The organism is Streptomyces sp. NPDC007164, from assembly GCF_040634135.1.
GTDB lineage: Bacteria > Actinomycetota > Actinomycetes > Streptomycetales > Streptomycetaceae > Streptomyces > Streptomyces sanglieri.
The window spans coordinates 25,394-50,491 of sequence record NZ_JBEYFB010000046.1; the positions used below are offsets into that span (position 1 = coordinate 25,394).

Here is a 25,098-nt window from a genome sequence, read left to right on the forward strand (position 1 = left end):
CGCGCGGCCGGATCCCCCGGCCACTACCGGTCGGTACGACCAGGAGCGCGGAGAATCCAGCCGCGGCGCTACCCGCCGGTACGACCCGCGGTCGCCCCGGCCGCCCGTGCCGGTCGCCCGATAAGGCAATCTTGTCTCCGTGCCCCGACCCGATCCTGAGCAGCCCGCTGCGAACGCCGCCCACCTGCATGCCGCGACCCTGAAACGGCTGGAGCAGTCCTCCGGCCGGCTCGCCGCGAACGCGATCGCCCGCATGGACGAGTCGCTGCCGTGGTACCGGGCGATGCCACCGGAGAACCGGTCCTGGATCGGACTGGTGGCCCAGGCCGGTATCGCGGCGTTCACCGAGTGGTTCCGTCACCCGGAGACCCCGCAGGCCATCTCCACCGATGTCTTCGGCACGGCTCCGCGCGAGCTGACCCGGGCGATCACCCTGCGGCAGACCGTCGAGATGGTGCGTACCACGATCGAGGTCATGGAGGCCGCGATCGAGGAGGTCGCGGCGCCCGGCGACGAGTCGGTGCTGCGCGAGGCACTGCTCGTCTACGCCCGGGAGATCGCCTTCGCGACCGCCCAGGTGTACGCGCAGGCCGCCGAGGCGCGCGGCGCCTGGGACGCCCGGCTGGAGTCCCTCGTGGTCAACGCGGTGCTGTCCGGCGAGGCCGACGAGGGCGCCGTGTCGCGCGCCGCGGCGCTCGGCTGGAACTCCCCCGAGCATGTGTGCGTGGTGCTCGGTACGGCCCCGGACGGCGACAGCGAGCTGACCGTGGAGGCGATCCGGCGGGCCGCCCGGCACGCCAAGCTCCAGGTCCTGACCGGGGTCCTCGGCAACCGCCTGGTCGTCATCGCGGGCGGCAGTGACAACCCGCTGCACGTCGCGAAGGCGCTGATCGGCCCGTACGCGGCGGGCCCCGTCGTCGCCGGCCCCGTGGTGCCCGACCTGCTGGCGGCCACCCGGTCCGCGCAGGCCGCCGCCGCCGGGCTGAAGGCGTGCGGCGCCTGGCAGGACGCCCCCAGGCCGGTGCTCGCCGACGATCTGCTGCCGGAGCGCGCGATGGCGGGCGACCCCGCCGCACGGGACCAATTGGTGGAGGAGATCTACAGACCGCTGGAGGAAGCGGGCTCCGCGCTCCTGGAAACACTGAGTGTCTATCTGGAACAGGCGAGCAGTCTGGAAGGCGCGGCCAGGATGCTCTTCGTCCACCCGAACACCGTGCGCTACCGGCTCCGACGTGTGACAGACGTCACCGGATGGTCACCGTCCGACGTCCGCTCGGCGTTCACGCTGCGGATCGCCCTGATTCTGGGGCGCTTGGCCGCGAGAGATCCTCAGTCCTAGACTTTTGTCGGACATCAACAATTCCCCATACGGTTCTTCGTCCCTGTCCCCACGGGTGTTCGGGACCGTTCACAAGAGAGAGTGTGAGGGTGCTCGTACTCGTCGCTCCCGGCCAAGGCGCTCAGACGCCCGGCTTCCTGACTCCCTGGCTCGATCTCCCCGGTGCCACCGACCGCATCGCGGCGTGGTCCGACGCCATCGGGCTCGACCTCGTCCGCTACGGCACCAAGGCCGACGCGGACGAGATCCGTGACACCTCGGTGGCGCAGCCGCTGCTGGTGGCCGCCGGTCTGCTCTCCGCCGCCGCGCTCGACGCGTCGCCGGACGTCGTAGCAGGTCACAGCGTTGGCGAGATCACCGCTGCCGTCTTCGCCGGAGTCATCGGCGACGAGGCCGCGCTGCGTCTCGTACGGACCCGCGGGCTCGCCATGGCCGAGGCCGCCGCGGTCACCGAGACCGGCATGGCGGCGCTGCTGGGCGGCGACCCGGACGTGTCGGTCGCGCACCTGGAGAAGCTCGGGCTGACCCCGGCGAACGTCAACGGGGCCGGGCAGATCGTGGCCGCGGGCACCGCGGCGCAGATCGCCGCGCTGCTGGAGGACATGCCCGAGGGTGTGCGCCGCGTGGTGCCCCTCAAGGTCGCCGGAGCCTTCCACACGAGCCACATGGCCCCCGCCGTCGACCGGCTGCGCGAGGCCGCCGCGGAGCTGAAGCCCGCCGACCCGGCCGTGACATATGTCTCGAACGCCGACGGGCAGGCCGTCGCCACGGGCGACGAGGTCCTCTCCCGGCTGGTCGGCCAGGTGGCCAACCCGGTCCGCTGGGACCTGTGCATGGAGACCTTCAAGGAGCTGGGCGTCACCGCTCTCATCGAGGCATGTCCCGGCGGGACCCTCACGGGCCTCGCCAAGCGCGCGCTGCCCGGTGTGAAGACGCTCGCGCTCAAGACCCCCGACGACCTCGACGCGGCCCGCGCGCTCATCTCCGAGCACGCCGGCGCCTAAGGAGCCCGAGAGAATGTCGAAGATCAAGCCCAGCCAGGGCGCCCCGTACGCACGGATCATGGGTGTCGGCGGCTACCGCCCGACCCGGGTCGTGCCCAACGAGGTGATCCTCGAAACGATCGACTCGTCCGACGAGTGGATCCGTTCGCGCTCCGGCATCGCCACCCGCCACTGGGCCTCCGAGGAGGAGACCGTGGCCGCGATGTCCGTGGAGGCGTCCGGCAAGGCCATCGCGGACGCCGGCATCACGCCCGAGCAGATCGGCGCCGTGATCGTCTCCACCGTCTCGCACTTCAAGCAGACCCCGGCCATCGCGACCGAGATCGCCCACAAGGTCGGCACGGGCAGGCCCGCCGCCTTCGACATCTCGGCCGGCTGCGCGGGCTTCGGCTACGGTCTGACCCTGGCCAAGGGCATGGTCGTCGAGGGTTCCGCGGAGTACGTGCTGGTCATCGGCGTGGAGCGGCTCAGCGACCTCACCGACAAGGAGGACCGCGCGACGGCCTTCCTGTTCGGTGACGGCGCCGGTGCGGTCATCGTCGGCCCCTCCAAGGTGCCCGCCATAGGCCCGACCGTGTGGGGCTCCGAGGGCGACAAGTCCGAGACCATCAAGCAGACCGTGGCGTGGGACGAGTTCCACGCCGAGCGTCCGGAGAAGTTCCCGGCCATCACCCAGGAGGGCCAGGCGGTGTTCCGCTGGGCCGTCTTCGAGATGGCGAAGGTCGCCCAGCAGGCGCTGGACGCGGCCGGGATCTCCCCGGAAGACCTGGACGTCTTCATTCCGCACCAGGCCAACATGCGGATCATCGACTCGATGGTGAAGACCCTGAAGCTGCCGGAGAACGTCATCGTCGCCCGCGACGTGGAGACCACCGGCAACACCTCCGCCGCCTCGATCCCGCTCGCTATGGAGCGGCTCCTGGCGACCGGGCAGGCGAAGAGCGGCGACACCGCGCTCGTCATCGGCTTCGGGGCGGGTCTCGTCTACGCCGCGACGGTCGTTACCCTCCCCTAGGCACACCAGGCCGTTTCGGCCCGGACGTCCGAACCCTGTAGATAAATACCGAAGGAGCCATCATGGCCGCCACTCAGGAAGAGATCCTCAGCGGTCTCGCAGAGATCGTCAACGAGATCGCCGGGATCCCGGTCGAGGACGTCCAGCTGGACAAGTCCTTCACCGACGACCTGGACGTCGACTCGCTGTCCATGGTCGAGGTCGTCGTCGCCGCCGAGGAGCGCTTCGACGTCAAGATCCCCGACGACGACGTCAAGAACCTCAAGACGGTCGGCGACGCCACCGACTACATCCTCAAGCACCAGGCCTGATCAGCCCGGCTCCTGTGTCGCCACCCGGCGGTGGCGCCGCTGATTCACGACCCTCTACACGTGGAGAAGATTTTCCAGTGAACTCGACCAATCGCACCGTGGTCGTCACCGGTATCGGCGCAACCACTCCGCTGGGTGGCGACTCGGCGTCGACCTGGGAAGGTCTGATGGCCGGTCGTTCCGGCGTCAAGCCTCTCGAGGGCGAACGTTTCGCCGAACTGCCCGTCCGGATCGCCGCCCTCGCGGCCGTCGACCCGGGCGACGTCCTGCCCCGCCCGCTCGCCCGCAAGCTGGACCGCTCGGCGCAGTTCGCGCTGATCGCGGCCCGTGAGGCCTGGGCGGACGCCGGTTTCACCGGCAAGGCCGGCGAGGACGAGAAGATCCAGCCCGACCGGCTGGGTTCGGTCATCGCCTCCGGCATCGGCGGCGTGATCACCCTGCTCGACCAGTACGACGTGCTCAAGGAGAAGGGCGTACGCCGCGTCTCCCCGCACACCGTGCCGATGCTCATGCCCAACGGCCCGGCGGCCAACGTAGGCCTGGAGGTCAACGCCCAGGCCGGCGTGCACACCCCGGTCTCCGCCTGCGCCTCGGGCGCCGAGGCGATCGGGTACGCCGTCGAGATGATCCGCACCGGCCGTGCCGATGTGGTCCTCGCCGGTGGCACCGAGGCGGCGATCCACCCGCTGCCGATCGCCGCGTTCGCCAACATGATGGCGATGTCCAAGAACAACGAGGAGCCCCAGAAGGCCTCCCGCCCGTACGACACCGGCCGTGACGGCTTCGTGCTCGGCGAGGGTGCCGGGGTCGTCGTCCTGGAGTCCGCGGAGCACGCCGCGAAGCGTGGCGCCAAGGTCTACTGCGAGGTGCTGGGCCAGGGCCTGTCCGCGGACGCCCACCACATCGCGCAGCCCGAGCCGACCGGGCGCGGCATCGCCGCCGCGATGCAGAACCTGCTGGACCAGACGGACCTCAAGCCGTCCGAGGTCGTGCACCTCAACGCGCACGCCACCTCGACCCCGCAGGGCGACGTCGCGGAGCTGAAGGCGCTGCGCAAGGTCCTGGGCGACGACCTGGACCATGTCGCGATCTCCGCGACGAAGTCGATGACCGGTCACCTCCTCGGTGGCGCCGGCGGCATCGAGACCGTCGCGACGGTCCTGGCGCTGCACCACCGGATGGCCCCTCCGACGATCAACGTCGAGCACCTCGACGAGGCCGTGGAGGCGGACATCGTGCGCGACGAGCCGCGTCCGCTGCCGGAGGGTTCGATCGCCGCGATCAACAACTCGTTCGGGTTCGGCGGGCACAACGTGGTCCTGGCGTTCCGCAGCGTCTGACCTGCGGTCCGCAGCCCCGGTACGACGATGCCGCCTTCCCCTGCGGGGGGAGGCGGCATCGCACGTCGCGCGGGGCATTCCCGGGGCTCCGCCCCGGACCCCGCGCCTCGAACGCCGGTGAGGCCGGAATTACACCACCTGGTGCAGCCACCGCACCGGTGCGCCCTCGCCCGCGTGGCGGAAGGACTCCAGCTCGTCGTCCCAGGGCTTGCCGAGCAGTTTGGCGATCTCGGCCTCCAGGTCGCTCTCGCCCCGCACGGAGCGGGCCAGCGCGGCCCGCAGCCGGTCCTCGGGCACCAGGATGTCGCCGTGCATGCCGGTGACGGCGTGGAAGATGCCGAGGCCGGGCGTGGAACTGTAGCGCTCGCCCTCCGAGGTGGGGCTCGGCTCCGCCGTCACCTCGAAGCGCAGCAGGTCCCAGCCCCGCAGCGCCGAGGCGAGCTTGGACGCCGTGCCGGGGCGGGCCTGCCAGGAGAACTCGGCGCGCCAGGTGCCGGGTGCGGCGGGCTGTCTGATCCAGTCGAGCTGGACCCGCACGCCGAGGACGCCCCCCATCGCCCATTCGACATGGGGGCAGAGCGCGCGCGGTGCGGAGTGAACGTACAGAACTCCACGTGTCGTCACCGGGACCTCCAGTGTGGGACGAAGTTCGCCTTCCCCAGCGGCCTCGCGCCCGTACCGTCTCTTCTCGGCCGGATCCCGAGGTTGTCATCAGTAAACAGCATCGGGGTGAAGCTCCTGAAAAGGGACAGTAAGTGACGTGATGTGATTTCCGGAAAGCCACCCGAGTGGAGCCGGGCGGGGGAACGCGCCGCTGGTTCGACGAGGAAAAGCTACCGCGCGGCGGGGGCCCAGGTGTGACGTACGGTCGGTCCCGGGCCCATCATTCGCTCAGCTTTCACCCGCCGGGGCGTCCGGGCCTTCCGACCGGTGCCACCAGGGGTTGCCGGGGGCATGACCGAGGGGACCAAGGGATGCAGGATCGTTCCGCCCGCCGCCGTTCGCGTACCGCGGCCGCCGTCCTGGCGGCGGTCTCGTTGCTCGGTACGGCCGTTCTGACCGGCTGCGACTCCGGCCGGGAGGGGACGACGAAGGGGGCGGCCGCACAGCCGTCAGCCAGGCCGGGGCCGGTCTGGGACCGCGAACCGGGTTCGGTGGCCGCCGTCGGCGACTCCATCACCCGCGGCTTCGACGCCTGTTCGGTGCTGGCGGACTGCCCGGAGGTCTCCTGGGCGACCGGCACCGACAGCGGGGTGCGCAGCCTGGCCGTGCGGCTGCTCGGTGCGTCGGGGGCCTCCTCGCGCAGCTGGAACCACGCCGAGACGGGCGCCAGGATCGCGCAGTTGCCGGAGCAGATGGCGACGGCGGCGAAGAAGAAGCCGGATCTGGTGACGGTGATGATCGGCGCCAACGACGCCTGCCGGGACTCGGCCCGGCACATGACCCCGGTGGCTGATTTCCGTGCCTCGTTCGAGGCGTCGATGCGTCAACTTCGTGCCGGGGCGTCCAAGGCGCAGGTGTACGTGTCGAGCGTGCCGGATCTCAAGCGGCTCTGGTCGACGGGGCGCGGGAACGCGCTGGGCAAGCAGATCTGGAAGCTGGGGATCTGCCGGTCGATGCTGGGCGACGCGGACGACATGGGCGCGCCCGCGAAGGCCCGGCGGGCATCGGTGCAGGAGCGGGTCGTGGCGTACAACGAGGTGCTCCGGGAGGTCTGCGCGAAGGACCCGCGCTGCCGCTACGACGGCGGGGCGGTCTTCGACTACCCGTTCACCGGCGAGCAGCTCAGCCAGTGGGACTGGTTCCATCCGGGGCGCGACGGGCAGGCGCGGCTGGCGGAGATCGCCTACCGCAATGTCACCGCGGCCCGGCCCCCCGCGTAGGCTCCGTGATCATGGTCACTGGTCCGGGCACGGCGATGCGTACGGAAGAGTTCGGCACCCTCGCGGAGGGCACCCCGGTGCACCGCTGGACGCTGGAGCGGGACGGCACACGGGTGCGGGTGCTGACGTACGGCGGCACCGTGCAGTCGGTCGAGGTGCCGGACCGGGACGGGGTGCGGGCCGGTGTCGCGCTCGGGCTGCCGGATCTCGCCGGGTACCAGGAGTTCTCGGGACCGTATTTCGGCGCGCTGGTCGGGCGGTACGCGAACCGGATCGGCGGGGCCCGTTTCGAGCTGGACGGGCACACGCACCGGTTGACGGCCAACGAGGGGCGCAACCAGGTGCACGGCGGGGCCGGCGGCTTCGACAAGCGCGTGTGGCGGGCCCGGGAGGTGGCGGACGGTGTCGAGCTGTCGCTGGTCTCCGAGGACGGCGAGGAGGGCTTCCCGGGCCGTCTGACGGTGTCGGCGGCCTACACCCTGGACGAGGGCGGGGCGCTGCGGATCACGTACCGGGCGACGACCGACGCGCCGACGGTGCTGAACCTGACGAACCACACGTACTGGAACCTCGCGGGCGCCGGCAGCGGCAGCGCGCTCGGGCAGACGCTGCGGATCGCGGCCGGGCGGATCACCCCGGCGGACGAAGAATCGCTGCCCACGGGCGAGTTCCTGCTGGTGGACGGCACCCGGTTCGACTTCCGTGAGCCGGTGCCGGTCGGCGCGGGCTACGACCACAACTTCGTGCTGGACGGGGCGGGCCCGGGTCCGGCGGCCGAGCTGTACGACGCGGCCTCGGGGCGCGTGCTGAGCGTGACCACGACGGAGCCGGGGCTCCAGCTGTACACGGCGGACCACTTCGACGGGCGGCCGTTCGGACCGTGCGCCGGGATCGCGCTGGAGACCCAGCACTTCCCCGACTCCCCGAACCGGCCCGCGTTCCCGAGCACGGTGCTGCGGCCGGGCGAGGAGTTCGTCTCGACGACCGTGTACGGGTTCGGGGTGCGCTGACGGCGCGGCAGGGGTACGGGGCGGCGTCCCGCGCCCCTGCCGCCGGCCCGCTATTCCCTGATGTCCACGGTGGCCGTCCGGCGCACGTCACCGAGCGAATGGGCCGCCTGCACCTCGTACGTGCCGGGGACGAGGACCCAGTCGTACGCCTCCTCGTCCCAGATCTCGTAGGCGCGCCGTTCCAGCGCGATCACCGCCTCGGCGCTCTCGCCGGGGGCCGCCTCGACCCGTGCGAAGCCGGCCAGCCGGCGGGCCGGGCGGTCGGCGGTGTCGTCCCGGGGCGCCAGGTAGATCTGGACGGTCTCGGCGCCGGGCCGGGTGCCGGTGTTGCGGACGCGGACGGTGACGGAGTCCGGGCCGGCCGCCAGGCTCTCGTACTCCCAGGTGGTGTAGCCGAGTCCGTGGCCGAAGGGGTAGGCCGGTGCGGTGCCGGCCTTCTCCCAGGCCCGGTAGCCGACGAAGACGCCCTCGTCGTAGTGGAGTTCACCGTCGGTGGGGGTGGTGTTGAGCACCGGGACGTCGGCGAGCGCGGCGGGCCAGGTGGTGGGGAGGCGGCCGCCCGGTTCGTCCGCGCCGAGCAGGACGTCCGCCAGGGCGTGGCCGGCCTCCTGGCCGGGGAACCAGCCGAGCAGGACCGCGGCGACCTCGTCACGCCACGGAAGCTCCACCGGGGAGCCGGAGTTGACGATCACGACGGTGTTCGGGTTGGCGGCGGCGACGGCATGGACCAGGTCGTCCTGGTGGCCCGGGAGCCTCAGGTCGGTGCGGTCGAAGCCCTCGGACTCGACGCGTTCGGTGGTGCCGACGACCACGATCGCGGTGTCCGCGGCGCGGGCCGCCTCGACGGCCTCGGCGATCAGCTCCTGCGGGTCGCGGCGCGGGCCGAGGTGGCAGAGCGAGAACGAGACGCCGAGGACCGGCTGGTCGTCGCCCAGGGTCTCGGGGACCTGCCGCAGCGAGACCTCGACGGGTTCGCCCGCGGTGAGGGTGATCCGGCCGCGCTCCAGCGGGTTGCCGAAGAAGGCCTCGCCCGGGTCGGCGGATCCGACGACCCGGTGGATCTCGTCGTACAGGGTCTCGCCCGCGACGGTGAGGGTGAGCGCGCCGGTGCCGCGCGTGCCGAAGACGTGCTCGCCACTGTCGCGCGGGACGAAGGTGCCGGTGATCTCGACGCTGTGCAGCGTGGCGCGGGTGACGCCCTCGGGGAGGTCGTCGCCGATCCACTGGACGGTGCCGCCCCGCAGCGGCGCGGTGCCGATGACGGTGCCGGCCTCGTCGTAGCAGACGGCCCTGACCTCGAAGCCCTTCTCGGCGGGGGTGAGTTCGGTGTTCGGGTCGGCGCCGGTCCGGTAGTCGACGACGTCCCCGGGGAGGGCGGCGAGGAGGCCGTCGAGCGGGGTGACGATGTGGTGCGGGAAGACCTGGGCGGAGCCGCCGCCGAGGACCCGGGCGTCCCGGGCGAGCGCCCCGCTGACCGCGAGCCTGCGGACGGCCGCCGGGTCGATCGGAAGGGCGGCGCGTTCGTTGCGCACCAGCACGAAGGAGCGGCGGGCGATCTCGCGGGCCAGCGCGTCACCGTCGACGTCGTCGGGGCGGGCGGCCTCGTCGACGACCGGCGGGGCACCGTCCAGGATGCCGACGCGGGCGGCCAGCCGCAGCACATTGCGTACGGCGCCGTCGACGACGGACTCCTCGACCTCGCCCGCCCGCACGGCGTCGGCGAGCGCCTTGCCGTACACCGTCTTCGGTCCGGGCATCGCGACGTCGAGGCCGCCGTCCGCTGCGGCGACGGTGGAGCGGGCGGCCAGCCAGTCGGAGACGATGTAGCCGTCGAAGCCCCATTCGCCGCGCAGCACCGCGTTCTGGAGGTAGTGGTGCTCGGTCATGGTGGAGCCGTTGACCCGGTTGTAGGCCGACATGATGCCCCAGGGGTGGGCGTTCCTGACGATCCGCTCGAACGGGGCGAGGTAGATCTCGCGCAGGGTGCGCGGGGAGACGATGTTGTCGACGGTGAAGCGGTCGGTCTCGGCGTCGTTGGCGACGAAGTGCTTGACGGTCGTGCCGACCCCGCCGTCCTGCACCCCGAGCACATAGCCGGTGCCGATCTCGCCGGTGAGGTACGGGTCCTCGCTGTACGTCTCGAAGTGGCGCCCGCCGAGCGGGGACCGGTGGAGGTTCACGGTCGGGGCGAGGAGGACGTGCACCCCCTTGCGGTGGGCCTCCTGGGCGAGCAGCCGGCCGGCCCGGCGGGCCAGGGCCGGGTCCCAGGTCGCGGCCAGCGCGGTGGGCGAGGGCAGTGCGACGGACGGGTCGTCGGCGCTCCAGGCGACGCCCCGGACCCCGATCGGCCCGTCGGACATCACCAGGGACCGCAGCCCGATCTCCGGGAGCGCGGGCAGCGACCACATGTCCTGGCCGGCCAGGAGTCGCGCCTTGTCGTCGAGCCCCAGCGCGGCGAGCGCCGCGTCGACCACGGCCTCGCGGACCGCATCGGGGTTGGTGGGTGTGGACGCGTCTGCCACGGCCGTGCCTCCTGGTCGGATTCTGGACTGAATACCTCCATACTGACCCCACCGCAGGTAGACCAGTAGGTTTCGTTACCATTCCGTGATTTCGAGCGATGGCGTACGGTCCCTGTGCGGGACCGATGGAGCGCCGAAAGGGGCCGGGGCGATGGTGCGGGCCAGAAGTACGGAGCGCCGGGCGGAGATCGTCCGGGCCGCCCTCGAAGTGATCGCCGAGCGCGGCTATCGCGGCGCCTCGCTGAGCGCCGTCGCCGAGCGGGTCGGCCTCAGCCAGCAGGGGCTGCTGCACTACTTCCCGACCAAGGACGCGCTGCTCGTCGCCGTGCTGGAGGAGCGCGACCAGTGGGACACCGGGGGCGGCACCCGGAGCGACGGGGTCTGGCGGATCGAGCTGCTGGCCTCGCTGGTGGAGTACAACGCGATGCGGCCCGGCATCGTCCAGACGTTCTCGGCGCTGCTGGGCGAGAGCGTGACGGAGGGGCATCCCGCGCGGGAGTTCTTCACCCGCCGCTACACCCAGGTCCGGGCGAGCATGGCGGCGATACTGCGCGCGGAGTACGGCGAACGGCTGCCGGGCGGACTGACCCCGGAGCGTGCGGCGCCGCTGCTGGTGGCGGTGATGGACGGGCTCCAGTACCAGTGGCTGCTGGACCCGGACTCGGTGGACATGCCCGCGGCGTTCGGGGACTTCCTGGCGCTGTTGCGGCCGCCGGAACAAGAGACCGCGAAGAACCCGCAATCATGACATGACCTGCGGCGACACGGGGCGGAACGCGATCAACTCGCGCCCCCTGCGGGTGATTTCAGGGTGGTCTACGCGCGTTCGGGCACAGAGCACCCTTGCCTGCGCCGCAGGGTTGCCGCATGACTACCGAGCCCACCGGAACCTCCTCCGGCCTGCCCTCCCGCCGCACCCTGATCACCGGCGCCACCGCCGGTGCCGCCGCGTTGGCCGTCACCGCCGCTTCCGGCACCGCGCGAGCCGCGGCGCCCGCCGCCGCCGGATCCGCCACCGCTTCCGGTGCCGCGCTCGCCCCCGCGGCCACCGGCTCCGACTGGGACGCCTGCCTGGCCGTCGCCCGCGCCGTCCTCGTATACGACGAACAGGACCGGCCGCTGGTCCCCCGCTACCGGGACATCCTGCTGTCCAAGGGCCTGCCGCGCAGCGGCAAGGCTCCCAAGAAGGTGCTGATCGTCGGCGCCGGACCGGCCGGGCTCACCGCCGCCCATCTGCTCCACGAAGCCGGGCACACCGTCACCGTCATCGAGGCCAACGGCAACCGCGTCGGCGGCCGGATCAAGACCTTCCGCAAGGGCGGCCACGAGAACGCCAGGACGCCGTTCGCGGACCCGAACCAGTACGCCGAGGCCGGCGCGATGCGCATCCCCGACAGCCATCCGCTGGTCACCGGCCTCATGGACAGCTTCGGCCTGAAGCGCCGCCCCTTCTACCTGGTGGACGTCGACGCCGAGGGCAAGCCCGTCAACCGCACCTGGATCCACGTCAACGGCGTCCGGATGCGCAAGGCCGACTACGCGGTCAGGCCCCAGGCGGTCAACCGCTCGTTCGGGGTCCCCGCCGAGTTCGAGAACAAGACCGCCGCGGCGATCGTGCGGGACGCCTTCAAGCCCGTACGGCAGGAGTTCGAGGGCAAGGAGGGCCGGGAGCTCGTCGAGGGCTGGGCCCGGGTGATCCAGAAGTACGGGCACTGGTCGATGTTCCGCTTCCTGACCGAGGCGGCCAAGCTCGACGAGCGCACCATCGACCTCATCGGCACGGTCGAGAACCTCACCTCCCGCCTCCATCTCGCCTTCGTGCACAGCTTCATCGGGGCCGCACTGATCAGCCCGGACACCGCGTTCTACGAGCTGCCGGACGGCACGGCCACCCTGGCCGACGCGATGTACAAGCGGGTCAAGGACATGGTGCGGCTGGACCGCCGGGCCACCAGGATCAGTTACGGACCCGACGGCGTCGAGGTCGAGACGGTCTCCGAGGGCCGCGACGGAAAGCCGCTGGTGCGGCAGAAGTTCACCGGTGACCGGGCGATCGTCACCGTGCCGTTCTCCGGGCTGCGCCACATCCCCGTCGCGCCCGCGCTCTCGTACGGAAAGCGGCGCGCGATCACCGAGATCCACTACGACGCGGCGACCAAGGTGCTGCTCGAATTCAGCCGCCGCTGGTGGGAGTTCGAGGAGAAGGACTGGAAGACCGAGCTGGAGAAGGTCAGGCCGGGTCTGTACGACGACTACCGGCTGGGCAGGGCACCGGCCGACGGTTCGCTGCTCGGCGCGCACCCCTCCGTACCGCCCGGCCACATCACCCCCAACCAGCGGGTGCACTACGCGGCCTCCCGGGCCACCGCCCGCAACCAGCCCGAGGCGGCCCACGTCATCGGCGGCGGATCGGTCACCGACAACGCCAACCGCTTCGTCTACCAGCCCTCCCACCCGGTCGAGGGCAGCAGGGGCGGTGTCCTCCTCGCCTCGTACAGCTGGGCCGACGACGCCCTGAAGTGGGACTCGCTGGACGACGACGAGCGCTACCCGCACACGCTCGGCGGGGTGCAGGACGTGTACGGGCAGCGCATCGAGGTGTTCTACACGGGGGCCGGGGCCACCCAGTCGTGGATGCGCGACCAGTACGCGTACGGCGAGGCCTCGGTGCTGCTGCCGGGCCAGCACACCGAACTCCTCGCCGATGTGCGGACGGCCGAGGGGCCGCTGCACTTCGCCGGCGACCACACCTCGGTCAAGCCGGCCTGGATCGAGGGGGCGCTGGAGTCGGCGGTCAGGTCGGCGCTGGAGGTGCACAGCAGCTGACCCGGGTCCGGCGGGCGTCGCTCAGCGGGCCAGGCCCAGGGTGACGCCCAGTCCGACGAGCACGGATCCGATGCCCCGGTTGAGGGCCTTCTGCCACTTCAGCATCGAGGTGCGCAGCCGCGAGTTCGAGAAGAACAGTGCGACCAAAGCGAACCAGCCGAAGTGGGCGGCGGACATGAACAGTCCGTAGCCGGCCTGCTGCCACAGAGCGGTGTCGGGCCCGACGACCTGGGTGAAGGTCGACACGACGAAGAGTGTGGTCTTGGGGTTCAGCGCGTTGGTGAGGAAGCCGGTGCGCAGGGCCCCGAGCCGCGTCAGCTGCGGCTTGGACTCCAGATCGACGTCGAGGTCGCCGCGGGCGAAGAAGGTCCGCAGGCCGATGTAGACGAGATAGCCCGCGCCGACCAGCTTGATCGCGGTGAACAGGGCGGTCGACGAGGCGATCAGCAGCCCGACGCCGAGCATCGTGTACGTGACGTGGACGAGGACGCCGGCGGCGACCCCGGCGGCGGCCATGAGCCCCGTCGCACGGCCGTAGAGGTAGCTGTTGCGGATGACCATCGCGAAGTCCGCACCCGGGCTGATGACGGCGAGGACGGTGATGACGGCAACGGCGATGAGCTCGGTCATGGGCGGATGTTCTCCTCAGTCCTTGTCGAGGGTGTACGGGGCCGGGGTGTCGTCCTCGTCCTCGTCCTCGGCGGGCGCGACCAGTTCGCGCGCCAGCAGGGTCGCTCCGGCGACGGCACCCGGCATCAGGAACACGGCGACGAACGGGACCAGGAAGGCGAGCCCCAGCGGTACGCCGAAGCCGAGGGTCAGCAGCCGTCGGCCGCGCAGCAGCGCGAGCCGGTCGCGCAGCGCCATGCCGCGGCGCTGGAGCGCGACGGCGGTGAGCTCCTCGGCGAGGAAGTAGCCGGTGACGCAGAAGCCGAGCACGGGGACGACGGTCTGGCCGAGAACCGGGATGAATCCGAGGGCGAAGAGCAGCAGCGCGTAGAGCCCCACCCGTACCAGGATGCGGACGCTGTCGCGGGCGGAGATCCACAGCTCCCGCCAGAGCGGCAGCCCGGACTCGGGGACCTCACCGCCCTCGGTGCGGTCGACCTGCTCGGAGAGCGACTCGTAGAAGGGCTGGCCGACCAGCAGGGTCACGGCGGTGAAGGTGATCACGGCGAGGAAGAGTCCGAGGCCGAAGACCAGCACGGTCAGGGTGTTGCGGAGCAGCCCGAGCCAGGGCGAGGACCAGTCGTCGGCGAACGGGGTCGCCCAGTCCACGAGGTCGTCCGCGCCGTGGCCGAGGCCGATCAGGGCGCCCGCGTACAGCACGAGTGTGATGAGTCCGGGCAGCAGCCCGAAGCCGAACCAGCGGCCGTGCCGGCCGACCCAGCGCTGTCCCTTTATCAAGTAGCCGAAGCCCGCACCCAGATCACGCATGGCGTCAGCGTACTGGTGGCGAAGGGGGCCCTTGACCTGGGAGTTGGGGCGGGGCGCGGCCCGCCGGACGGTTTGTCCCCAATGGTCGGCGGCCGTTGCCGCGACCGGCGGCGGCGAAGGGCCGCACCCCGTTCGGGAGTGCGGCCCTTCGGCTGTCGCGGACGGCCGGTCAGGCGACCGACAGCTCGACCTTGATGTTTCCACGGGTGGCGTTCGAGTACGGGCACACCTGGTGGGCCTTCTCGACGAGCGACTGCGCGGTGGCGGTGTCGACGTTCGGGATGGTGGCGCTGATCGCCACCTCCAGGCCGAAGCCGCCCTCGGCCGTCTTGCCGATGGAGACCTCGGCGGTCACCGTGGAGCCGGTGATGTCCGCCTTCTCCTGGCGGGCGACGACGCCCAGCGCGCCCTGGAAGCAGGCGCTGTAGCCGGCCGCGAAGAGCTGCTCCGGGTTGGTGCCCGCGCCGCTTCCGCCCATGGCCTTCGGCGGGTTGACGACGACGTCGAGGTTGCCGTCGTCGGACGAGACGCGGCCGTCACGGCCGTTCTCGGCGGTGGCGACGGCGGTGTAGGCAACGGTTATGTCCTGAATGGTCATGCTGAGGATTCCTCCTGCTGTGCGCCGCGACTCGCGCCCACGATCGCGGCGGCCTGTGGATGAGCCTAATGGGGGTGCCGGGGCGGCTGTCAGGCGAGGGAGACGATCATCTTTCCGGTGTTCTCGCCGCGCAGCAGGCCGAGGAAGGCCTCGAAGCCGTTCTCGATGCCCTCGACGAAGGTCTCGTTGTACTTCAGCTCGCCCGAGGCCAGCCAGCCGGCGACCTCCTGGACGAACTGCGGCTGGAGGTCGACGTGGTCGCCGACGAGCATGCCCTGGATGCGCAGCCGCTTGCCGATGACGAGGGCGAGGTTGCGCGGGCCGGGGGTCGGCTCGGTCGCGTTGTACTGGGCGATCATTCCGCAGACGGTGACGCGGCCGTGCAGATTGAGCGAGGAGATCGCCGCTTCGAGGTGCTCGCCGCCGACGTTGTCGAAGTAGACGTCGATGCCGTCGGGGGCGGCCTCGCGCAGCTGATCGGCGACCGGGCCGTTCTTGTAGTTGAAGGCGGCGTCGAAGCCGTACTCCTCGACGAGGAGCTTGACCTTCTCGTCGGAGCCGGCCGAGCCGATGACCCGGGAGGCGCCCTTGATCCTGGCCATCTGGCCGACCTGGCTGCCGACCGCGCCGGCCGCGCCGGAGACGAAGACGGCGTCGCCCGGCTTGAAGGAGGCGACGTCGAAGAGGCCCGCGTAGGCGGTGAGCCCGGTCATGCCGAGCACGCCGAGGTAGGCGGAGAGCGGGGCGAGCGAGGGGTCGACCTTCACGGCGTGCTTGGCCGGGACGTCCGCGTACTCGCGCCAGCCGAGACCGTGCATGACGTGGTCGCCGACCGCGAGGCCGTCGGCGTTCGAGGCGATGACCTCGCCGACCGCTCCGCCGTCCATGGGGTGGTCGAGCTTGAAGGGCGGGGTGTACGACTTCACGTCGTTCATCCGGCCCCGCATGTAGGGGTCGACCGAGAAGTGCAGGTTGCGGACGAGGACCCGGCCCTCGCCGGGAGCGGTGACCGGGACCTCACGCAGCGCGAAATCCTCGGCCTTCGGCCAGCCGTGGGGGCGGGCGACGAGGTGCCATTCACGGCCGGACGTGGGAAGTGCTGCTGACATGGGCTCGGGTTCTCCTCAATGTCCTACGAGGTGGGGGAAACTCCGGCCGGGCGGTGGGGGCCGCACCAGGGGGAGCGAAATACTTCAGGTGGTGAAACAACCATGCTCCTGAATATTTCATGTTGTCAAGCAACCGGCTATCCTGGGTGTCATGGCCACCTCCCGCACAGACCCCCTGACCCTCGAAGTCGTCGAGCTCATCGGTACCGTCGTGGCGCGCTACTACGAGGAGTACGACGAGGCGGCGGCGGCCCACTCGCTCACGGGTGCGCAGGCGCGGGTGCTCGGGCTGCTCTCGCGGGAGCCGATGCCCATGCGCAGGATCGCCCAGAAGCTGAAGTGCGAGCCGTCGAACATCACCGGCATCGTCGACCGGCTGGAGACCCGCGGCCTGGTGGAGCGCAGGCCGGATCCGGCCGACCGGCGGGTGAAGCTGGCCGCCCCCACGGAGCTGGGCGCCCGGACGGCGCAGCAGCTGCGTGATTCGCTCACCTTCGCCCGGGAGCCGCTGGCCGGGCTGTCGGACGGGGACCGGGCGATGCTGCGGGACCTGCTGCGCCGGATGCTCGGCGAGCCGGGGCCGTCCGGCGGCCGGGGCCCCGGTGTGGGACCGTCGAAGCCGTGACCGCCCCCTTCGGCCCCCGTGAGTTCCAGCTGGTCCTGCTGCGCCGGATGGCCGACCACCAGCCCGGCCTGGTCGAGGACGCCCGGCACGAACTGAGCGCCACGCTCGCCGAGATGCGCGAGGCCAACCGCCGCTGGCAGGCCATGGTGCGGGCGCCCGGCGGGCGGGGCGCGCTGCGCCGTTACCGTTCGGTGCTCGGTGAGCCCGTGTCGTCCGTCCGTCGTACCGTCGGCGACCTGGAGTGCGACGCGCTGCGGTGGCGGACAGTGCTGTGGCCGGACTTGTGGTTCGAGGTGATGGTCGCGCCGGGCGGCGCGGTGTGGAACGAGTGGCTGGTCCGGGCGCCGGGGGCGCCGGGCCCCGAGCTGCGTACGGTCGAGGATCTGCGCCCCTGGTCGGGCACGGTCGACGAGGTCGCGCGGGCCTTCGCGCCGGCTCGCCCGATGGAGGGCGGTGCGCCGACCCGGTGGGCGCTCGCGATCACCGCGCCGGGCACGGGCGAGCCGTACGTCGCCGAGTTCACCTGGGGGCTACTCCAGCGGCTGCTGCCGGGCTGATTCCCGCGTACCGCACTCTTCTGTCGGCCCGTCAGCCCGGTCCCCCCGACGGCTCATCCCAACGCGCGCCAGGACTCCGAACGGCGCACGCTTGCGGGAGAGAACCGGCTGCCGCCGGTGCCATCGTCCGCGCTCTCGGGAGACCTGCCGTGACCGTCAGTCTTGAGCAGTTGCGCCGCTGCCATGTCGCCGTCGACCTCGGGGCCGCCCGGACCCGGGTGTACGTCAAGGGCCTCGGGCTCGTCGTCGACGAGCCGAGCGTCGCCGCGGTGAACACCCGTACCGGGTCGCTCATCGCCGTCGGCGCGCTCGCCGAACAGATGACGGGCCGCACCCCCGACTACATCCGGGTGGCCCGGCCGGTCACCGGCGGGACCGTCGTCGACATCGAGATGGCCCAGCGCATGCTCCGCCATCTGCTGGGCGAGAAGCTCCGCCGGCAGCTGCGCCGCAAGCCACGGCTGCGGGCCGCCGCCTGCACCCCGCACGACAGCGATCCGCTCGCCCAGCGGGCCGCCGTGGAGACGATGGTCGGGCTCGGCGCCCGGCGGGTCGAGCTGGTCGACACCCTGATCGCGGCGGCCGTCGGCTGCGGACTGCCGGTCGAGCAGCCGACCGCCACCATGATCATGGTGTGCGGGGCGGCGACCACCCAGATCGCGGTGCTCTCGCTCGGTTCGATCGTCAGCGCCGTGCGCATCCCGGTGGGCGGCGACGCCATCGACCACGCGGTGATCCAGTATCTGCGCCAGCACCATGAGCTGATGCTGCCGAGCCAGTCCGTGCGCCAGCTTCAGCTGGCGCTCAGCGGCAGCGGCCTGACCTCGAAGGGGCCCGCCACGACCGAGATCCACGGCCGTGACGTGGCGACCGGTCTGGCCCGCTCGGTGCATGTGGACACCGCGGCCGTGCAGCAGGCCATCCACGCCCCGCTCACCGCGGTGCTGGACGGGCTCGGCAAGATCCTGCGCGACTGCCCGCCCGATCTGGTGGCCGACCTCGCGGACTGCGGGATCATGATGGTCGGCGGCAGCGCGCTGCTGCCCGGACTCGACCAGATGCTGCGGGACGCGACGGGCGTGCCGGTGCACATCGCGGAGCGGCCGGACGTCTGCGCGGTGCTGGGGCTCGGCGCCATGCTGGACGGAAAGGTCGAGCCGATGGTCCTCGACCCGCTGGCCTGCTGAGCACTGCGGGCGTGCGGCGCATGACCGACGAGGCAGCGGACGCGGGACCGTGCGGAGCGGGTCCGGCGGCCTCGGCCCTGGCCCCTGGCCCAGCTCCTGCCCCGGCGGAACCGGCGCTGTCGATGCTTCTGGAAGCGGTGCTGAGCATCGGTTCCGATCTCGAACTGCGGACCATGCTCCAGCAGATCGTGGACACCGCGACGGCCCTGACCGGGGCCCGGTACGGCGCGCTCGGCGTGCTCGACCCGGAGCGCGGCACCATCGTCGAGCGGTACACCTCGGGGCTCGACGAGACAGGCGGGTCGCCGCCCGGCCGGCCGTCGGCGCGCTCCTCCCTCGGGACGCCGATCCGGGTGCACGGCCAGGTCTTCGGCAACCTGTGCCTCACGGAGAAGCACACCGGCGGGTTCACCGACTCGGACACGGCGGTGCTCGGCGCGCTGGCCTCGCAGGCCGGGAACGCGATCGCCAACGCCCGGCTGTACGCGGCGGCCCGGCAGCGGGAGCGCTGGATCGAGGGGGCGGCCGCCGTCACCACCGCGCTGCTGACCGGCGGGAGCGCGGCCGACGCGCTGATGACCGTCGCCGAACGGGCCCGGACACTCGCCGACGCCTGCGCGGGGGTCATCCTCCAGCCGAACGAGGAGGGCGGGATGGAGATCGTCACCGCGTCCACGCTCGACGACCCGGCCGGGATCGTCGGTACGGCCATCGCACCCGGCTCCGCAGTGCTGGTCCAACTGCTGGGCGGGGAGCCGGTGTTCATCGAGGACTCGGCGACCGATCCGCGGATGACGACGCATGTGCGCTCGCGCTTCGGCCCCAGCATGATGCTGCCGCTGCAGAGCGGCGGGCGGCTGATCGGCACCCTCGCCCTGCCCCGGCGGCGCGGCGACCGCCCGTACACGGCCGTGGACCGGCTGCTCGCCACCCAGTTCGCCTCGCAGGCCGCGCTGGCACTGGTCCTGGCGGACGCCCGGCACGACCGGGAGCAGCTCGCGGTGTACGAGGACCGGGACCGGATCGCCCGCGATCTGCACGATCTCGTGGTCCAGCGGCTGTTCGCGACCGAGATGATGCTGGAGTCGACCCGCCGCAGGGCCGCCGCCCCGGACACCGACGAGCTGCTCGGCAGGGCCGTGGACGAGCTGGACTCCACCATTCAGGAGGTGCGGACGGCGATCTTCGCCCTCCAGCAGCCGCCCGCCGAGGCCCCCGCGACCTTCCGCGGCCAGGTGCTGCGGGAGACCGCGGGCGCCGCCGCCGTACTCGGCTTCCAGCCGTCGGTGCACTTCACCGGGGCGGTCGACGCGCTGGTCCGGGAGCCCGTGGACCGGCAGCTGCTCGCCGCGCTGCGCGGCGCGCTCGCGACCGCGCACCGGCGGGCCGGGGTGTCGGCGATCGAGGTGGCCGTGGACGCGACGGCCGAGCTGCCGGACGGCCGGGCCGCGGTCCGGCTGACGGTCGCCGACGACGGGCGCGACGAGGACGGCTCGCGCTCGCCGACCGTTACCTGGCAGGCGCCGCTCTGAGCGCGACCCGGGTGTTGGAGTGGGCGACCCCGGCCTCCCGCTTCAGCCTGCGCAGCAGCCCGTCCAGGGCGGCGGTGTCGGCGACGGTGGCCCGTACGAGATAGTCGTGGCCGCCGGTCACATGGACGACCTCGGTGATGCCGGGCAGGGCGAGCACCGCCCGTTCGAACACCTCGTTGGTCGTGTCGATGCGCAGCGTCACATCGATGAAGACGACGAGGCCGGTGCGGGTGTCGGCGGCCGGGTCGATGATCACGGTGAAGCCGCGGATGACACCGTCGCGGCGCAGTCTGCGCACCCGGTCGGCCGCCGCGTTGGCGCTGAGCCCGACCCGTACGCCCAGATCGCGGTACGAGATCCGGGCATCCTCCTGGAGGATGCCGAGGATTTCTCTGTCCAGCCGGTCCATACTGCGATTGTCGCAGCTTTTTCCGGTTCGCGACTGTGCAAGTCGCGTCCGGCCGTACCCCGCCCCCGTACCCGGTCCCCCGGTCGCCGGTGACCCGCATGGCTCATTCCGGCAGGCCCGCGGCCCCCGCCCGCCCTTGACTGAAGGGGTGGATACAGCCGTCAAGCAGTCCCCCGCCCCGGTCGACGCGCCGTCCCCGGCCGCCTACCGCAACCTCCTGATGGCCACGATCGGTTTCGGGCTCACCTTCTGGGCCTGGAATCTGATCGCGCCGCTGTCCGGGGACTACAAGGAACGGCTGGGGCTGAGCTCGTTCGAGCAGTCGCTGCTGGTGGCGGTGCCGGTGCTGGTGGGTTCGCTGGGCCGGATCCCGGCGGGCGCGCTGACCGACAAGTACGGCGCACGGCTGATGTTCCCGCTGGTCTCGGCGCTCACCATCGTGCCCGTGCTGCTGCTGATCCCGGCACGGGACTCCTATGGCGCGATGCTCGCCGTGGGCTTTCTGCTGGGCCTGGGCGGCACCACGTTCGCGATCGGCATCCCGCTGGTCAACTCGTGGTTCCCGCCCGCCAAACGAGGCCTCGCGCTCGGGGTGTTCGGCATGGGCATGGGCGGTGTCGCGCTGTCCGGGTACTTCACCCCGAGGATCGCCGGGCACGGCGAAAACCTGCCGTACCTGGTGGTCGCGGCGGCGCTCGTGGTGTACGCGGCACTGGCCGCGGTGCTGGTCAGCGACCGGCCGGGCCGCCCGGTGCCGACCGACTCGCTCGCCCACCGGCTGGCCGACGCCGGACGGCTGCGGGTCACCTGGGAGCTGTCCGCGCTGTACGCGATCGGCTTCGGCGGAATCGTCGCGTTCGGTGTCTACCTCCCCACGTATCTGAAGACCTGGTACGACCTGTCGCCCACCGACGCCGGCACGAAGGCAGCCGGGTTCGCCCTGGTCACGGTCGTCTTCCGGCCGATCGGCGGCTGGCTCTCGGACCGTGTCCACCCGGCCGTGGTCACGGCCGGGGCACTCGGCCTGGCCGCTCTCATGGCGATCGTCCAGGCCTTCGACCCGCCGCTGGCCCCGGGCGGCACGATCGCGCTGCTCTGCATGGCCGCGGGCCTGGGCACCGCGAGCGGCAGCGTCTTCGCCCTGGTATCGCAGGTGACCCCGCAGGCGAAGGTGGGCAGCGTGACCGGGATCGTCGGCGCGATGGGCGGCCTGGGCGGCTTCGTGCCACCGCTGGTGATGGGCGCGATCTACAGCGCGAAGGGTTCGTACTCGATCGGCTTCATGCTGCTGTCGGACCTGGCACTGGCGGGGTGCGTGTACGCGTACGGCCGCATGCGCGGACTCAAGCGGGACTGAAAGCCGGCGCGTGCACGCGTACGGCCGCGCGCGTGGACTCAAGCGGGACTGAGCCCGTGCGTGTGCGCGTACGGCCGCGCGCGGACTCAAGCGGGACTGAGTCCGCGCTTCGGGGCTCAGCCCATAGGGTGCGGTGGGTGACTCCTCTTCTGTTTGTGCCGGATGACGGTTCGACCCGGGAAGCCACCCGGTTCGGCGAACACACCATGACCTACGACCGGTTGGTCACCGCCTCCGCCGCGCTCGCCGGGCGTCTCGCCGGGGCGGGGCGGGTCGCGGTCTGGGCCACCCCCACCCCGGAGACGGTGGTCGCCGTCGTGGCCGCGCTGCGTGCCGGGGTGCCGGCGGTTCCGCTCAACCCGAAGACGGGGACGCGCGAACTCGCCCACATCGTGGCCGACAGCGAGCCGACCGCGGTGCTGGCCGGGGCGGGCGACGCGCTCCCGCCGGTGCTGGACGCGCTGGACCGCATCGACGTCGACACGGCCGGGGAGGGCGCCCGCGCCACGCTCCCCGAGCCGTCCCCCGAATCCCCCGCGCTGATCGTCTACACCTCCGGGACCACCGGTCCGCCCAAGGGCGCGATCCTGCCCCGGCGGGCGATCGCCGCCTCGCTCGACGCGCTGGAGGACGCCTGGCAGTGGACCGGCGACGACGTGCTCGTCCATGCCCTGCCGCTGTTCCATGTGCACGGCCTGATCCTGGGCGTGCTCGGGCCGCTGCGCCGGGGCGGCTCGGTGCGGCATCTGGGCAGGTTCTCCACCGACGGGGTGGCCCGGGAGCTGTCGTCCGGCGGCACCATGCTCTTCGGCGTACCGACGATGTACCACCGGCTCGCCGAGGCCCTCGACGGCCCCGGGGCGGACGGGCTGGCGAAGGCGCTGGCCGGTGCCCGGCTGCTGGTGTCCGGGTCGGCCGCGCTGCCGGTGCACGACCACGAGCGGATCGCGGCCGCCACCGGCCGCCGGGTCATCGAGCGGTACGGCATGACGGAGACCCTGATGAACACGGGCGTCCGGGCCGACGGCGAACCCCGCCCCGGTACGGTCGGCGCACCCCTGCGCGGCGTGGAGCTCCGCCTGGTCGAGGAGGACGGCACCGTCCTGCCGGGGGACGGCACCGGCCCCGACACCATCGGCGAGATCCAGGTGCGCGGCCCGAACCTCTTCACCGGCTATCTGAACCGCCCCGACGCCACCGCCGCCGCGCTCACCGAGGACGGCTGGTTCCGCACCGGGGACATGGCCACCCGGGACGCCGACGGCTACGTACGGATCGTCGGGCGCAAGGCCACCGACCTGATCAAGAGCGGCGGTTACAAGATCGGCGCCGGGGAGATCGAGAACGCGCTGCTGGACCACTCGGGCGTCCGCGAGGCCGCCGTCACCGGTGAACCGGACCCGGACCTGGGCGAGCGGATCGTCGCCTGGGTGGTGCCGGCCGACCCGGCGGCGCCGCCGTCCGAGCAGGAGCTCGCGGACCATGTGGCCGCCCAGCTGTCCCCGCACAAGCGCCCGCGCACGGTCCGCTACCTGGACGCGCTGCCCCGCAACGACCTCGGCAAGATCATGAAGCGGTCGCTCCATGGCTGACCGGATGAGCGCGAGAGCGGCGATCGCGGCCGTCACCACCGAGTTCGAGGAGTTCGCGGACACCACCGCGCCCGGTCCGGACAGCACCGGGGACGGGCCCCTGTCCTGGGCCGGCTACGCGGACTCCCGGGCCCGCGCCGCCGCCCGGACCGGCGAGGAGGAGTCCGTCGTGCACGGCCTCGCCACCGTCGGCGGGCAGCGCTGCGTCCTGGTCTCGTTCGAGTTCGGCTTCCTGGGCGGTTCGCTGGGGCAGCGCACCGGGGACCGGCTGGAGGCCGCGTACGACGCCGCCCGGGTCCGGGCGCTGCCGCTGGTCTCGCTCATCGCGACGGGCGGCAGCCGGATGCAGGAGGGCATGGTCGCCCTCACCCAGCTCCAGCGGGTGGCCCGTGCCTCGGCCCGGCTGCGGGCGGCGGGCCCCGCCCAGCTCGCGGTCCTGCGCGATCCGACGACGGGCGGCGGCTGGGCCACGCTGGGGGCGGGCGCCGATGTGATCCTGGCGCTGCCGGGCGCCCAGGTCGGGTTCGCCGGTTCCCGGGTCCGGCCGCCGGACGCGGACCCCCACGCGTACACCGCCGAGGGCCAGCTGGCCGCGGGCCAGATCGACGCCGTCGTCCCGCCGGACGAACTCCCCGGGACCGTGGCCCACTGGCTGCGGGCGCTGCGGGGCACAGACTCCCCGGCGCTCCCCGCCCCCGTCCCCCACGCCCTGTCCGCCACCGGTCTCCCGGTGACCGGCTGGGACGCGGTGCGGCAGGCCCGCTCGCCCGCCAGGCCGCGCGCCGAGGCGTACCTGGACGCGTACTTCGACCACCGGCTCCCGCTCACCGGCGACCGCTGCGGGGGTACGGACCCGGGGCTGCTCTGCGGCTTCGGGCGGCGCGACGGCCGCCCGATCGCGTACGTGGCCCAGTGCGGCACCGCCACCCGCCCGGCCGGCTACCGCACTGCGGCGCGGGTGGTCCGGCTGGCCGACCGGCTCGGCGTCCCCGTGCTCACCCTGATCGACACCCCCGGCGCGGCCAACGACGCGGCGGCGGAGCGGGCGGGCGCGGGCGCCGCCATCGCCGACGCCTTCGCGGCGATAGCGGGGACCCGGGTCCCCGTCACCACCCTGGTGATCGGCGAGGGCGGTTCGGGCGGCGCGCTGGCGCTGGCGGCGCCGGGGAACACCCATGTCACCCGGGACAGTTACTTCTCGGTCATCGCCCCGGAGCCGGCGGCGGCGATCCTGAAGCGCACCCCGGACGAGGTGCACGCCACGGCCGACCAGCTGCGGCTGCGCCCCCAGGACCTGGTGGAACTGGGCTTCGCCCGCTCGGTGGTGGGGCCGCCCGGGGAGTGAGGCGCGGGGGGGGTGCCTCTATGTCCTTCGTCAAGGCTGCGCCATCGGATTTGTAGCTGTTTGCCTTGGTCATGCGGCGAGGGTGACTGTGCGGGTTCGG

Annotated in this window: 23 protein-coding genes; 16 read left to right on the forward strand and 7 right to left on the reverse strand. The window is 72.3% G+C overall.

All coding sequences use genetic code 11. From position 1 onward, the window contains the following. The first annotated feature begins 139 nt into the window (after positions 1–139). The 5 genes from ABZ622_RS34585 to fabF all read left to right on the forward strand — a co-directional run bounded on the left by ABZ622_RS34585 (position 140) and on the right by fabF (position 5,009). Complete coding sequence (locus ABZ622_RS34585) at positions 140–1,339, forward strand: helix-turn-helix domain-containing protein (RefSeq protein WP_326765455.1); 1,200 nt, start codon at positions 140–142, stop codon at positions 1,337–1,339. A gap of 89 nt (positions 1,340–1,428) precedes the next feature. After that, positions 1,429–2,343: an ACP S-malonyltransferase gene (locus tag ABZ622_RS34590; RefSeq protein ID WP_360550121.1), complete on the forward strand. Its 915-nt coding sequence runs from the start codon at positions 1,429–1,431 to the stop codon at positions 2,341–2,343. A gap of 13 nt (positions 2,344–2,356) precedes the next feature. Continuing rightward, positions 2,357–3,358 (forward strand): ketoacyl-ACP synthase III, encoded by a 1,002-nt coding sequence (locus tag ABZ622_RS34595; protein ID WP_360550123.1) that lies wholly within the window; start codon positions 2,357–2,359, stop codon positions 3,356–3,358. 62 nt (positions 3,359–3,420) lie between these two features. Further along, positions 3,421–3,669, forward strand: coding sequence for an acyl carrier protein (locus tag ABZ622_RS34600; protein WP_360550125.1), 249 nt, complete (start codon positions 3,421–3,423; stop codon positions 3,667–3,669). A gap of 77 nt (positions 3,670–3,746) precedes the next feature. Beyond that, entirely contained in the window at positions 3,747–5,009 is a 1,263-nt protein-coding gene (gene fabF, locus ABZ622_RS34605) for a beta-ketoacyl-ACP synthase II (RefSeq protein ID WP_360550127.1), read from the forward strand. A gap of 129 nt (positions 5,010–5,138) precedes the next feature. Here fabF and ABZ622_RS34610 read toward each other — a convergent pair whose 3' ends face one another. Further along, positions 5,139–5,633, reverse strand: coding sequence for a DUF3145 domain-containing protein (locus ABZ622_RS34610; RefSeq protein ID WP_360550129.1), 495 nt, complete (start codon positions 5,631–5,633; stop codon positions 5,139–5,141). A 350-nt stretch (positions 5,634–5,983) separates the two neighbouring features. On the opposite strand from ABZ622_RS34610, the gene ABZ622_RS34615 reads away from it, so the two are divergent. Continuing rightward, entirely contained in the window at positions 5,984–6,892 is a 909-nt protein-coding gene (locus ABZ622_RS34615) for an SGNH/GDSL hydrolase family protein (protein WP_360550131.1), read from the forward strand. 11 nt (positions 6,893–6,903) lie between these two features. Beyond that, positions 6,904–7,902, forward strand: coding sequence for an aldose epimerase family protein (locus ABZ622_RS34620; RefSeq protein ID WP_360550133.1), 999 nt, complete (start codon positions 6,904–6,906; stop codon positions 7,900–7,902). A 50-nt stretch (positions 7,903–7,952) separates the two neighbouring features. Here ABZ622_RS34620 and ABZ622_RS34625 read toward each other — a convergent pair whose 3' ends face one another. Next, positions 7,953–10,424 (reverse strand): glycoside hydrolase family 3 C-terminal domain-containing protein, encoded by a 2,472-nt coding sequence (locus tag ABZ622_RS34625; protein WP_360550135.1) that lies wholly within the window; start codon positions 10,422–10,424, stop codon positions 7,953–7,955. A 151-nt stretch (positions 10,425–10,575) separates the two neighbouring features. Here ABZ622_RS34625 and ABZ622_RS34630 point away from each other — a divergent pair, with 151 nt between their 5' ends. Then, complete coding sequence (locus tag ABZ622_RS34630) at positions 10,576–11,172, forward strand: TetR/AcrR family transcriptional regulator (protein ID WP_360550137.1); 597 nt, start codon at positions 10,576–10,578, stop codon at positions 11,170–11,172. 119 nt (positions 11,173–11,291) lie between these two features. Continuing rightward, positions 11,292–13,250 (forward strand): FAD-dependent oxidoreductase, encoded by a 1,959-nt coding sequence (locus ABZ622_RS34635; RefSeq protein WP_360550139.1) that lies wholly within the window; start codon positions 11,292–11,294, stop codon positions 13,248–13,250. A 21-nt stretch (positions 13,251–13,271) separates the two neighbouring features. On the opposite strand, the gene ABZ622_RS34640 is transcribed toward ABZ622_RS34635, so the two are convergent. From ABZ622_RS34640 to ABZ622_RS34655, 4 genes are all read right to left on the reverse strand, one after another. After that, a complete protein-coding gene (locus ABZ622_RS34640) occupies positions 13,272–13,880 on the reverse strand; it encodes a LysE family transporter (protein WP_360550141.1) in 609 nt (202 codons plus the stop codon). A 15-nt stretch (positions 13,881–13,895) separates the two neighbouring features. Then, a complete protein-coding gene (locus ABZ622_RS34645; protein WP_360550143.1) occupies positions 13,896–14,687 on the reverse strand; it encodes an EI24 domain-containing protein in 792 nt (263 codons plus the stop codon). Positions 14,688–14,856: 169 nt separating this feature from the next. After that, the gene (locus ABZ622_RS34650; RefSeq protein ID WP_360550145.1) at positions 14,857–15,285 is read right to left on the reverse strand and encodes an organic hydroperoxide resistance protein; all 429 of its coding nucleotides are present in this window, start codon (positions 15,283–15,285) and stop codon (positions 14,857–14,859) included. An 89-nt stretch (positions 15,286–15,374) separates the two neighbouring features. Continuing rightward, positions 15,375–16,394 (reverse strand): NADP-dependent oxidoreductase, encoded by a 1,020-nt coding sequence (locus ABZ622_RS34655; RefSeq protein ID WP_360550147.1) that lies wholly within the window; start codon positions 16,392–16,394, stop codon positions 15,375–15,377. Positions 16,395–16,545: 151 nt separating this feature from the next. On the opposite strand from ABZ622_RS34655, the gene ABZ622_RS34660 reads away from it, so the two are divergent. From ABZ622_RS34660 to ABZ622_RS34675, 4 genes are all read left to right on the forward strand, one after another. Continuing rightward, on the forward strand, positions 16,546–17,019 hold the full coding sequence (locus ABZ622_RS34660) for a MarR family transcriptional regulator (protein ID WP_360550149.1): 474 nt from the start codon (positions 16,546–16,548) through the stop codon (positions 17,017–17,019). 47 nt (positions 17,020–17,066) lie between these two features. Next, positions 17,067–17,576, forward strand: coding sequence for a hypothetical protein (locus ABZ622_RS34665; RefSeq protein ID WP_360550161.1), 510 nt, complete (start codon positions 17,067–17,069; stop codon positions 17,574–17,576). Between the two features lie 149 nt (positions 17,577–17,725). Then, the gene (locus ABZ622_RS34670; protein WP_360550151.1) at positions 17,726–18,763 is read left to right on the forward strand and encodes a rod shape-determining protein; all 1,038 of its coding nucleotides are present in this window, start codon (positions 17,726–17,728) and stop codon (positions 18,761–18,763) included. A gap of 122 nt (positions 18,764–18,885) precedes the next feature. Beyond that, a complete protein-coding gene (locus ABZ622_RS34675) occupies positions 18,886–20,295 on the forward strand; it encodes a GAF domain-containing protein (protein ID WP_360550153.1) in 1,410 nt (469 codons plus the stop codon). On the opposite strand, the gene ABZ622_RS34680 is transcribed toward ABZ622_RS34675, so the two are convergent. Then, positions 20,273–20,704, reverse strand: a complete 432-nt coding sequence (locus tag ABZ622_RS34680) for an Lrp/AsnC family transcriptional regulator (RefSeq protein WP_124717831.1) — start codon at positions 20,702–20,704, stop codon at positions 20,273–20,275. The two genes, ABZ622_RS34675 and ABZ622_RS34680, sit on opposite strands and share 23 nt — an antisense overlap. 148 nt (positions 20,705–20,852) lie before the next feature. Between ABZ622_RS34680 and ABZ622_RS34685 the strand changes: the two genes are divergently transcribed. The 3 genes from ABZ622_RS34685 (at position 20,853) to ABZ622_RS34695 (ending at position 24,998) form a co-directional block, all read left to right on the forward strand. Continuing rightward, complete coding sequence (locus ABZ622_RS34685; RefSeq protein ID WP_360550155.1) at positions 20,853–22,061, forward strand: MFS transporter; 1,209 nt, start codon at positions 20,853–20,855, stop codon at positions 22,059–22,061. 137 nt (positions 22,062–22,198) lie between these two features. Next, the gene (locus tag ABZ622_RS34690) at positions 22,199–23,653 is read left to right on the forward strand and encodes an acyl-CoA synthetase (RefSeq protein ID WP_360550157.1); all 1,455 of its coding nucleotides are present in this window, start codon (positions 22,199–22,201) and stop codon (positions 23,651–23,653) included. Beyond that, positions 23,646–24,998, forward strand: coding sequence for a carboxyl transferase domain-containing protein (locus ABZ622_RS34695; RefSeq protein WP_360550159.1), 1,353 nt, complete (start codon positions 23,646–23,648; stop codon positions 24,996–24,998). Before ABZ622_RS34690 ends, ABZ622_RS34695 begins: the two co-directional genes overlap by 8 nt. Positions 24,999–25,098: the final 100 nt, after the last annotated feature.

Excerpts from the sequence above, each read along its gene's own strand:
- ABZ622_RS34595 (WP_360550123.1), top strand. The coding sequence starts at position 2,357 with ATGTCGAAGATCAAGCCCAGCCAGGGCGCCCCGTACGCACGGATCATG.
- ABZ622_RS34600 (WP_360550125.1), top strand. The coding sequence starts at position 3,421 with ATGGCCGCCACTCAGGAAGAGATCCTCAGCGGTCTCGCAGAGATCGTC.
- ABZ622_RS34615 (WP_360550131.1), top strand. The coding sequence starts at position 5,984 with ATGCAGGATCGTTCCGCCCGCCGCCGTTCGCGTACCGCGGCCGCCGTC.
- ABZ622_RS34620 (WP_360550133.1), top strand. The coding sequence starts at position 6,904 with ATGGTCACTGGTCCGGGCACGGCGATGCGTACGGAAGAGTTCGGCACC.
- ABZ622_RS34630 (WP_360550137.1), top strand. The coding sequence starts at position 10,576 with ATGGTGCGGGCCAGAAGTACGGAGCGCCGGGCGGAGATCGTCCGGGCC.
- ABZ622_RS34635 (WP_360550139.1), top strand. The coding sequence starts at position 11,292 with ATGACTACCGAGCCCACCGGAACCTCCTCCGGCCTGCCCTCCCGCCGC.
- ABZ622_RS34640 (WP_360550141.1), bottom strand. The coding sequence starts at position 13,880 with ATGACCGAGCTCATCGCCGTTGCCGTCATCACCGTCCTCGCCGTCATC.
- ABZ622_RS34645 (WP_360550143.1), bottom strand. The coding sequence starts at position 14,687 with ATGCGTGATCTGGGTGCGGGCTTCGGCTACTTGATAAAGGGACAGCGC.
- ABZ622_RS34650 (WP_360550145.1), bottom strand. The coding sequence starts at position 15,285 with ATGACCATTCAGGACATAACCGTTGCCTACACCGCCGTCGCCACCGCC.
- ABZ622_RS34655 (WP_360550147.1), bottom strand. The coding sequence starts at position 16,394 with ATGTCAGCAGCACTTCCCACGTCCGGCCGTGAATGGCACCTCGTCGCC.
- ABZ622_RS34660 (WP_360550149.1), top strand. The coding sequence starts at position 16,546 with ATGGCCACCTCCCGCACAGACCCCCTGACCCTCGAAGTCGTCGAGCTC.
- ABZ622_RS34665 (WP_360550161.1), top strand. The coding sequence starts at position 17,067 with ATGGCCGACCACCAGCCCGGCCTGGTCGAGGACGCCCGGCACGAACTG.
- ABZ622_RS34675 (WP_360550153.1), top strand. The coding sequence starts at position 18,886 with ATGCTTCTGGAAGCGGTGCTGAGCATCGGTTCCGATCTCGAACTGCGG.
- ABZ622_RS34680 (WP_124717831.1), bottom strand. The coding sequence starts at position 20,704 with ATGGACCGGCTGGACAGAGAAATCCTCGGCATCCTCCAGGAGGATGCC.
- ABZ622_RS34695 (WP_360550159.1), top strand. The coding sequence starts at position 23,646 with ATGGCTGACCGGATGAGCGCGAGAGCGGCGATCGCGGCCGTCACCACC.